Genomic DNA, 10,786 nt, shown 5'->3' on the forward strand with positions numbered 1-10,786 from the left:
CTTGCACTCCCCCTCGTCACCGACCCGACTCCGATCATTCCGCCCCGACCAGCCCAACCCCTCACCAACCCGGGTAGCGCTGGAACCAGGTGGGGTCGGTGGGGGGTTCCGGGCCGAACTCCGCGAGGGCGTCCCGCGCCGAGGCTTCCACGACGTCCCGCAGTTCCAACGGCCCCAGCCACTCCGGCGGCAGTGCCCCGGACCCGTGCAGCGCGCCTGCGATGTTCCCGCACACCATCCCGGTCGAGGCCGAATCGCCGGAATGGTTCACCGACAGCAGCAGCGCCGAGCGGAGATCACCGGTCGCCAGCGCCGCGTACAAGCCGATCGACAACGCTTCCTCCGCCAACAGCCCGTGGCCGAGGACCGCGTTGAGCTCCTCCGGGCTCACCGGCCCCTTCGCCGCCAGCTGCACCGCGGTGTCCAGGCGCCACAACAGCTCCTCGTGCAGGGGCCAGCGCACCAGCAGCTCGCGCGCCGTGCGCACCGCGTCCAGCAGCGGCACCTCCCGGAGCAACTGGTGCACCACCACCGCCAACGCCCCGGCAGCGAGGAAACCGCTCGGATGGCCGTGGGTGAGCGCCGCGGTGCCCACTGCGACGCGGAACACCTCGGCGGGATCGTGCGACCACACCGCCACCGGCGCCGCCCGCACCACACCGCCGCAACCCTTCGAATCGTTGATCCGGTGCTGCGGAGTCGCGAAGCGGTGCGTCCGCGCGAAGTTCTCCACCGCCTGCAGGCAAGTGCCACCCGGCGACCGCTGCGCGAACAATCCGGGGTTCGTGATCAACCATCCGTCCGGCCGCTGCAGGTGGTGCGCGTAAGGCCCGCCCGCTTGCGCCCACGGGCGGCCCTGAGCGTGCAGCCAACGCTGATAAGCGTGCTGCACCTCGGGAATCGGATCGTCGTCCGCGGGCTGAGCCCGCCGTGCCACGTGCGCCCGGATCAGCCCCTCCACCGTGAACAGCATCAGCTGCGTGCCATCGGAGACCGGCGCGACACCGCCGTGCAGCACCGGGCCGGTGAGGCCGGCCGGACCGTGCTGCTGCCGGATGGCCGCGACGTCGTGGAACTCGAGCGCGTAACCGAGCGCATCACCGGCAGCGCCGCCGAGCAGAGATCCGGTGAAGCGCTCGTGCGGTTCCGGGGCCGTCCGCGCGGGACCCGCCCCAGCCTGCCCGACGGGTCGCGAGGTCAGCACCGCCGCGTCGAAGGGGAACAGCTCGTACCTGCCGCAGTAATCGCTGATCGCTCCGCCTTCGTCCAGCACGCTGGTCACGGTTCCCCAGCGCTTGTGGACGAAGTGCAGCTGCGCCGAGCCACCGGCCTCCCGCACGACGTAGGCCGGGCCGACGTCGGCGACATCGGCCGGGCCGGTCAACCCCGCGTCCGCGCGGACCCGCTCGATGGCGTCGTCGTCCGAAGTGACCGCCGGGGCAGGCCGCGGTGCCGGGCGGAACGAAGTCGGATCCGACGGGTCCGCCCCTGCCAGCTCGACGGCCTGGTTCCGCAGCGCTTCGGGCAGATCCCCCGCACAGGACAACAACGGGCCGGTCAGGTCCGCCCGCGAGACTGCACGCCGTTCGGGCGGCAGGAACGGCGACGTGAGGTCCGCGATCCGGTGCGCGAGCACGATCGCGCGCACCTGCCACGGCAGCTCGTGGAGGTGACCTGAGTAGTCCTGGAAAACCAGCTCCGGATCCACCCCCGCCGGTGCTTCCGGGCTCACCGCCGCCCGCAGCAGCATCGCCACCGGCAGCCCTTCGTCGGGCACCTTGGTCACCCGCTCGCGCAAGCCGTCGTACCGGGGCTCCACACCGCGGAACGCGGCTGCCGCCGACAGCACGTCCGGATCGGTGACACCGCCGGCCACCAACACCTCGACCGCAACGATCCCCAGCACAGCGGATCGAGCACCCTCGCGGTTGAGCGCACTTCCGAGCGTGCCCCAACGCGCCAAGGCCCGTTCCGCCGCGGCGAAGGTCTCCTCGCCCACCGCTTCGACCAACCGCGGGCCGTACTCCGCCCAGATCGGAGGTCCGACGCAGGTACCGCCCTCGGGGCCGTCCAACAGCATCTGCGCCGCGCGCATCGCCGCCACCAGGTCCGGGACCGGATACCTCGCCTGCACTCCGGCAGTTCCCGTCAGCACCACGGACGCCTCGGTGGGCAGCTTCGGCACGACCCGCGGGAGGTACATCCGCTCGATCCGCACGTCCTCGGGAACCGCCTTCGGCGTGCTGTACGCCATCAGGCAAGCACCGTCGTCGGCGTCGAGCAGGAGCGGGTTCCCCTGTTCCGACACGAGTACCGGCAGCACCGAGCCGGCCACGTAGCGCAGGAACTGCTCCTGGTCGAACCGGCCCGCCAGCGTCTCGCGCAAGCCGTGATCGACCAGACCCGCCGGCGGCTCCGCCTCCTCGACCCGCGACGGCCGGTAATTCGGGTTGGGGTGGAACTCCCCGATCTCCCCGTTCTCGTCGACGCCGAAGGCGCCCTTGATCCCGTGCGGGGGCACGTCGCCATCGGGGTCGTAAGCGGGATCCGTGACGTAGAGGTAGCCGCCCGCACGCATCCTCGCCGCCTCCCGCATCGACGCCGTGATCACCGCAGTCCCGGGAGTGTCGTTCGACGAGCTCATCAACCTGATTCCTTCCAAAAATGCGGGTTGTGGTGGTGGTTGATCACCTCACCTGTCCTCTTGTCCACCTAGATGCATTTTCGGAGGAACCTGAAAACAATGTTCTTCACGAACGCCACTTCCGAATCCCGACGATCACCCTGCACTCCCCCTCGTCACCGACCGGCCCCGATCATTCCGCCCCGCACCGACCCAGCCCTCACCAACCCGGGTAGCGCTGGAACCAGGTGGGGGTGGTGGGCGAGGCCGGGCTGAATTCCGCGAGGGCGTCGTTCGCCAGTTCTTCGAGCACCGGGTAGATGCTCGGCGCACGCCTGAGGTCCGGGGGAATGGTGTCCGCACCGCACTCCGCGCCGATGATGAGGCCGCTGATGGCAGCGACCGTCGACCGGTCCTGCGCGTAGTTCACGGCCAGCAGGAGCGCTTCGCGCACGTAATCGCTGACCACCGCGCAGTAGATCGCCATGCCGAGCGCCTCGGCTCCATCCCCTGTGCCGGCAGGGAACTTCGCCTCGAACTCGCTCGGAAGCGCAGGCGCCCAGACCTCCCTGCTCAACTCCAACGCCTGCCCGACCAGCCGAGCCGTCCGCTCATGACCCGGCCACCGCTCCAACTCCGCACCGGCGGACTCCAGACAGGCCGAGAACGGGGCATCGCGCACCTGCTGGTGGAGCAACGCCGCCAGGAAACCGGCGGGGAGGTGGTCATCGGGGTGCCCGTGCGTGATCTTCGCGATCGCGACGGCTGCGGCGAACGCGCCGGCCGCGTCGTTCGACCACACCGCAGCGAGCGCCGCGCGCGGCACCACCGAACCACCGCGCACGCCGGAAGTGCCGGCCACCTGACCCGTCCGGGCGAACTCCGCCAGAACCCCGACCGTGTCGGCGGACGGAGCCTCACCACCATCCGGCCAGGCATGCCCGACCAGCCATCCGTCCGGTTGCGCCGACCGGGTGGCGAACGGACCGCCGCACTGCGCCCACGGCAGGCGTCCGCCGCCAGGGCCGGTGCGGGTGTGCAGCCACCGCTGGTACGCGTGCCGCACCTCCTGCACGGGATCACCGTCCGCGGGATTCATCCGTCGGGCGACGTGGGCCCGGATCAAACCCTCCAACGTGAACGCGGACAGCTGGAACAACGCCGACGACGGGACCGGCGAAGCCCCGAACCGGTACTCGAAGAAGAACCTGTCCCTTCCCGTGCGCGGGCGTTCGCCCGGTGTCGTGACGAATTGCAGCGCGGGCTTCCAGGACACCTTGCGGACCGCATCGAGGTGGATGCCCTGCGCGAAAGCATCACCGGCACCGGCCGCCAAGACAGCACCTCGGAACCGAGCAGCCGGATCAGGTTCGGGGAGGACCCTGAGCGTCTCCGGGTTCCGCATCCCTTGGATCTCCACCGCCCGGTTTCCCTCTTCATCGAGCGCGCTGAACGAAGCCTCGATCTCGACCGAATGGAGGTTGTAGTCACTCCCCTCCTTGCGCCCCTCCGGGCGAAACGGGGTGGACTCCCGTTGCCGCTTCCTCCAATCTGAATGCCAGTCCCCCAGCTTGTTGCTGCGCCGGGACTGCTCATTCTTGGGCCACCCACGCGGTGCGACTTCTTCATCTCTCAAGATTTTTCACCCCATGCCAAGAAATTTCTTTACCAGGCTCCATGAATACTCTCTTCCCGGCCCACCACACGTCTTTGGACCCCTCCGGTCCGAACTCCTTAGGCCTGAAAAGATCAGCAATCTCCTGAGGCCTGGGGAAAGGACTAGCACCGTTGGAGCGAAAACGAGCTTGGAGCTGCTTCGCATAATCAAGCTCACCCTCGAAAGAGAAGTACTCGCGCTCAGCCTCCCGCCTCCGCGGACCAGGAGGCAGTTCCTCGTACTCGGCGAGTCGAGCGAGTTCGACCTCCGCCCGAACGATCTCTCTGTCCAGCCGAGGAGCGATCTCCTTCAAAGCTTGTTCATGGTTGGAGAATTCATAACCCTGCCTGGCCCAAGCGTAGCTACCCACATCGATATTCGCGCGCAGCTCGACAGACTGGACACCGGACGTGCGGTACCACTTCTCCATGGACTCATTGAAAGAATCAGCGAAGCCGGCCCCTTGAAGCCGCTCGTCAATGCGGAGCGAGAGATGGACGACTTTCAACTCTCCAGCGCCATCCATCCGGTAGACATCCCGAGTGACGGATCCGACTTCCGCTCCGGAAGAGTCCAGAATCTTGGCGTTGATGCAGATTCGATCCTCACTGAAGGACACGTCGTGAACATCCACGTGCAATCCGGCATAGGTGCCGTCGATGGACTTCTTCACCTTGTCGAAGAGTTCGGCTTCATCGAAGTCGACCTGGTGACGCGGGATGAGCTCATCCAAGGAGAGACGGTCTTTCGGGTCGACCGGAGGTGTGTCCGGCAGTCTGGGATCCGCTTCGGCGACCGCATCCCCATCCGGCTCGTCGTGCGGCCGCACCTGCGGATCCTCGTCCGCGACGTGCTCGGGCCGGTCCCCGTCCAGGCTGGGATCGTGCGCTGTCTCCTCGTCGGACAAGAAACGGCGCCGAGCCTCCTCGTAGCTCAGTTCCTCCAGCCCGGACGACTCGTCCCGCACGCGCGTCGTCGACGCGTCCGCGTTGTCGTGGTGCGGCGCGTCCTGTGCCCGCGGCTCGTCCGGCGAACGCTGCTCAGGGCCGTGCGGAGTCGAGCTCTGCTCCAGGTCGGGATCGATGGACCCGGGTCGCCGGACCGGCTCGAGTCGAGGAACCGTCGGTTCGTCGGCGGGGTCCGGTGCGGCGTCGCCGGACGGCGGAGCTCCCGCATCGTCCGGCCGTGCACGCACGTGCTCCGCCGTCGGATGCGGTCCGGACGGCGGCTGCACCTCTGAACTCCGGGCCGCCCCGGACTGGTGGCCGAGGCCGTGCTGCTGTTCCCCGTGGATCCGGTTCGGCACGGACGGCTGCTGCGGAGGTTGCCCGCTCGGGTCGCGCCGAGCAGACGGGTCCTGAACCCGGCCAGGTGGTGCCGATGCGCCCTGCGGCGACTCCGCCCGCGGCGCTCCATGCCCCTGCAGCGACCGTTGGCGGGGATTCCCCTGCAGGCCCTGGTCTTGCGGTGTGGCCTGCACCTGCTGTCGCTGGTTGACCGGCGCACCGTGGTGCTGCGGCGGCCCCTGCACTTCTGGCGGGGGCTGCTGGCGCTGAGCGCCCTGGTTCGGTCCGCCGGCGGGCCCGGGTTGCTGCACGCCGCTGTCCGCGCCCGGCTGTTGGGACGGACGCCCGCCCTGCGGCGGGGGTCCACCACCCTGCGGGTGGGGTGGCGGAGTGGGCCGGACGGGGGGCGGTGGGGGCTGTTGGCCGCGGGCCTGGCCGCCGGGCTGCTGTTCGATCGGGCCCTGCTGCACGCGGCCCTGCGCCGGGCCCGGTGCCGGCGGATTTCCCTGCTGCTGCGGTAATCCGGGCTGCTGCAGGTTGCCGGACTGCTGCGGGTTGCCGGGCCGCTGGACCGGGTCCTGCTGCACGGCCCGCTGCGGCTGCGCCGGACCCGGTGCGTGTGCGTTCCCCTGCTGCTGGGGCCCCGGTTGCTGGGGGTTATGGGGCTGCTGCGGGAACGCCTGCTGCACGCGTCCTGGCGGCTGCGCCGGTCCTGGTGCTTGCGGATTCCCGGGCTGCTGCGCGTCTCCGGTCGACTGCGGGCGACCGGGCTGCTGCGGATATCCGGGCTGCTGCGGGTGTCCCTGGGCTGGCGGGTAGCCCTGCGGGTATTCCTGTGGCAGCAGGTGCCCCTGGTGCTGCCACGGCGTCCTGGAGTCCGGCCACATCTGCTGATGCCCGGGTGGCGGGCTCGGATCTCGGGGCCGGAAGCCGAAGAACTCGGCCAGCTTGCGCAGCAGGGCCCGCTGCTCGGCGTCGTCGGCGAGTCTGCCGTTGCGGACCCACTCCGGTTCGTGGCCGGGCGGGTAGGGGCTGTCGTGGACGGCGGTGGTGCCGTCGGGGCGGAACGCGGTCCACCGGCCGGGCTCGTCGAAGCGGGGCTGCGGGGCTCCGGAGGCGTCGGGTTCGAAGGAGGCGCGGTCCCTGCTCGCGTAGACGTTGCCGTAGTTGTCGACCCAGGCGTCCGTGGACGGCGCCACGACCTCGGCGTCCAGTTCCTTCGCCAGCTGCTGCGCGAAGTTCAGGGTGCCGTCGCCGGTGTCGGCGCCGGTGCGGCAGGAGATCAGGCGGACCGGTTCGCCGGGGCGGTAGCCGGGCGCGGCCTTGATGACCTCGGCGAGCTCCTTCGCGTCGAGGTCGCGGTCGCCGAGCCGAACCCGGTCCGGTCCACCGTGGACTTCGACGGTGAAGCGCTTCGGGTCGACGGCCGCGCCGGGCGGCGGTTCGACGCCGGAACCGCTGCGCACCATCGAGATGCCGGAATCCGTCGGCCTGATGTCGTGGGCGTCGTCGCCGAGCTTCGCGCGCAGCTCCGGGGACAGGTCGAGCTCGGCAGGCCCGTCACCGGGGCGGTTCCAGGCGTGCTGGACCTGCTCGTGCCGCGGCACCGGCCGTTCGGCGGCCATCGATTCGGCGGTCGACCGCTCCGGGGCGCGCTGCGGCTGCGCGTCGGGGTGGCTCCGGTGGCCCGTGCCCCACGGCACGGCCGAGTTCGGGGCGAGGTGGGCGAAATCCGACCCGTCGAGCCGCGACCACGGCCGCTCGTCCGGGAACCTCGGCTGCGGCGCGGCGGGACGCGGGGCGGACGCGTGGTCGCGCTCTCCCGGCGAGTCCGGGCCGGGGGCGTGCGGCGTGCCGGGGCCGTCCGGCCGGGGCGAGGGTGCTGCGGGCGCGTCTCCTCGCGGCGGTACCGGCGGATCCGTCCGAGGCGGTACCGGCGCGTCGGGTCGAGGCGGCACCGGGGCGTCTACACGAGGCGGAGTCGGCGCATCCGCCCGCGAAGGCACGGGCACATCCGCCCGCGGCGACACCGGCGCGTCGGGCCGAGGCGGCACCAGGGCGTCCGCGCGAGGCGGAGTCGACACACCCGCCCGGGGCGGCACCGGGGTATCCGCCCGCGGCGGAGTCGACACATCCGCCCGCGGCGGCACCGGCCCATCCGTCCGAGGCGGAGTCGGCGCATCCGCCCGCGACCGCACCGGGGCATCCGCCCGCGAAGGCATCGGCGCATCCGTCCGAGGGAACACCGGCCCGTCCGACCGCGGCGGAGTCGGCGCATCGCTCCTCGGCGGAGCGCTCGGTGCTTGCGGCGCATCCGCTCGCGGTGCCGCGCCGCGCGGATTCCCGGGCTGCTGCGGCGAATTCCCCTGGCCGGGCGCATCCCGGTGCGCGTGCGCAGCTCGTTCCGGCGCCGTGCGGGGGCCGTCCGGCGCATGCGGTGCGCGAGGCCCGCTCGGCAGGTGGGCGGCACCGGGGCTCCCCGAGGTGCCGGTCCAGCCGGACGGCCGGGCGCCGCGAGGACCGGGCGCGCCCGGCGCACCCGCCTGCGGAGCTCCTCCGGCGGGGCCGCCGCCTACCGACGACCCGCTGGAGGGAGCGGCACCCGGCTGGTCCGGCTGGCGCGGTGGAGTCGGTGCGGCGGCGGGCGCGTCCGCGTTCGGCGGGCGCACCGGGGCATCGACCGCGGCGGACGTCGTCGCCGCAGGCCTGCTCGGCACGTCGGCGTGCCCGGCGGACGAGCCCGGCAGGTGCCCACCGGCACCACCACCGTCCGATGTGGACGGCGCTGGTCCGCCGGTGGGCACCTCGCCGCTCTGCGCGGCGAACCGGCCCTCAGCCGAACCGGTCCGCTCGCCCGGTGCGGTACCGCCCGAGATCCCAGCGTCCGGCCCGCCGCCTGCGCGCCCGCTCGCGTCGGCCGGGACGCTCCGCACCTCGGATGAGGTGCTCTCCGGCGCGTGCCCGGCCGAGCCGCCGCCCGCGTCCGAGCGGAACGAGGGACCACCGGACGAGTGCCCGCCGGATGTGGAACCGCCGGACGTGGAACCTCCGTCGGCCGAACCACCCGCGTCCGCGCGCCCGGGAGCCGCTTCCCCCGCGGACCGGGTCGAAGTTCCCGCGTCCGACCGCCCCTCGGGCCCGTCCGCAGTCGACCTGGTCGCGGCCAACTCCACCTCGGGCCCGTCCGCGCTCGACCTGCTCGCGGCCGCCCGCACCTCCGGCCCGTCCGCGCTCGACGTGCGCGCGTCCGCGGCGGATTCGGTCCCACCGCCACCGTCGGCGCCCGAACCCCCGGCCTCGACGCCACCGAACTTGGCGTGGTGCCTGCCCGCCACGTCGGTGCCGAAGACGTCGTCGAGCTTGCTCCAGGCCTTGTCCGCGGCCTTGTCCGCGATCTTCCCGGAGACGTCGAGCTTGTCGGCGACCTTCGAGGCGAACTTCCCGGTCTCAGCGACCTTCTCCGCGGAGAACTTCGCGCCCTTGCCGAGCATCTTCATCAGGTCGCCGAAGACCTCGACCATCCGCGCCATCTTCGGCCCGACGTTGCCGATGGTCTTGAGCAGCTTCCCGACGATGTCGGCGATCCTGGTGACGGTCCGGGCGATGAACGCCACCGCCTGCGGCACGACCCAGGCGAGGGAGACAACGGGCGGTGCGAGCGCTTCCAGCGCGTAGGTGATGAGCCGGGAGATGCAGTCGGCGACGATGTCCCGGACGGTGTCGCGGACGAAGGACACGACCATGCCCATCGTGCCCACGACCGTGGCGAGGGTGCCCGCCAGCTCACCGGCCCCGGTCAGCGCCGTCGCCCGCGCGGCGGCGTGCCGCCGGTAGGCGTCGCCCGCCGCACCCGTCCAGTACGCGGTGTCGGCCTGCACGGAGTCGCGGTACTGCGTCGCGGCCGCACCGACCGAGGTCGCGACCTGCTGCCACTGCTCGGAGTAGGCCTGCACCCCGTCGGGGTCACCGGCGAACCAGTCGAGGGCTTCCTGCAGCGGCTGGATGTGCTCGATCAGCCACGCCACTCCGTAGGACAGCAGGGTGCCGACCGGGTCGACGGCCATGCTGACCGCTTCCATCGCGAGCCCGCCGTAGGCGAACCCGCTCTCCAGCCAGGTCGACTCGTCGTTGAGGCTGGTGACGTCGTGCCAGGACTCGGCGATGCCGATGCCCGTGATGCCGTCCGGCGGTTCCGAGGGGTCGGCGGCGTTCTGCGCGTTGACGAGCGGGTTGCTCACGCCTGCAACCCGTCGAAGTTCCGGCTGTTCCCGTCGTCGGCGGCCTGGTACTCCTCAGCGGCGGCGCGCACGTCGGCGGCGGTCCCCCGGACGGCCTCGGCCGCGTGCTGGAGGGTGTCGATGCCGTGCTGCTCGGCCTGGTCGACCATCCACGCGAAGGGGCGGCACAGGATCCCGTAGGCGTCGTTGTCCATCGCCACGGCCCGCGAGGCGCCGACGGCGGCGTCCAGCGCCTCCGCCACTCCGTCCACTTTGGACGCATGGGCGCGGAGGTCCTCGATGACGACGTTCATGTCTTCGGACATCGGTTCTCCCCGTCGTCAGCGCAGGAACGAGCCGCGGCTGAAGTCCTCGTCGTCGAAGTCGTCCGGGCCGGATCGGTGCGGCGGCCGGTTCGGGCGGCGCGGCTCCCGCTGCTGCGGACCGGCGTCCTCGGGTCCGGAACGGCGCTCCTGCGCGCCGGAGGGCCGCGACGGATCCTCGGCCTCCTCCGGCGGTTCCGGGAAGAAGCGCTCGGCCTGCCCCAACATGTGGCGCACGGCTTCGTCGCCCTCGCCGACGGTGCTCGCCGCGGCCTCCCGCATCCGCTCCGGCAGCTTCGACTGGGCCAGCTGCACCGTGCGCATGATCTCGCCCGCGAGCTTCGCCATCGGGCGGTTCCCGGCGCTCTCCGCGAGCATCAGGTCCTCGATCATGCCGCTGGAGCCGACCGTCACCCGCACCGCGCCGTCGCGGGAGGATTCGGTGACCGAGATCTGCTCGATCTGAGCCTGCATGCGGCCGAACTTCTCGGCCTTCTCGGTCGCGCGTTCCTGCCACTCGCGGACCATCCGCTCAGTCGCGCTGATGTCGTCAGGCACTCCGCCCCCGAACGTGTGCGGCGGTCGTGTCCGCGCAGCGGCGCGGCGGACCGATCCGGTCTTCTCGTGCGGCGGGAACGCTACCAACACGCCTCGACGCCCCGGGGCGGATCACACCGCCT

Annotated in this window: 5 protein-coding genes; all 5 read right to left on the minus strand. The window is 71.7% G+C overall.

The features are described 5' to 3' along the window. Positions 1–61: 61 nt before the first annotated feature. Positions 62–2,644 carry a type VII secretion system-associated protein gene (locus tag AC29IT_RS04735; protein ID WP_488217974.1) on the minus strand — a complete coding sequence of 861 codons (2,583 nt, stop codon included), beginning with the start codon at positions 2,642–2,644 and terminating at the stop codon, positions 62–64. A gap of 199 nt (positions 2,645–2,843) precedes the next feature. Then, positions 2,844–4,259: an ADP-ribosylglycohydrolase family protein gene (locus tag AC29IT_RS04740; protein ID WP_488217975.1), complete on the minus strand. Its 1,416-nt coding sequence runs from the start codon at positions 4,257–4,259 to the stop codon at positions 2,844–2,846. After that, on the minus strand, positions 4,249–9,804 hold the full coding sequence (locus AC29IT_RS04745) for a hypothetical protein (RefSeq protein WP_488217976.1): 5,556 nt from the start codon (positions 9,802–9,804) through the stop codon (positions 4,249–4,251). The genes AC29IT_RS04740 and AC29IT_RS04745 overlap by 11 nt, the downstream gene beginning before the upstream one ends. Further along, entirely contained in the window at positions 9,801–10,109 is a 309-nt protein-coding gene (locus AC29IT_RS04750; RefSeq protein WP_358432573.1) for a type VII secretion target, read from the minus strand. The genes AC29IT_RS04745 and AC29IT_RS04750 overlap by 4 nt, the downstream gene beginning before the upstream one ends. Positions 10,110–10,124: 15 nt before the next feature. Beyond that, on the minus strand, positions 10,125–10,664 hold the full coding sequence (locus tag AC29IT_RS04755) for a YbaB/EbfC family nucleoid-associated protein (RefSeq protein WP_488217977.1): 540 nt from the start codon (positions 10,662–10,664) through the stop codon (positions 10,125–10,127). Positions 10,665–10,786 lie beyond the last annotated feature (122 nt).

The organism is Saccharopolyspora sp. MMCC62, assembly GCF_057736575.1.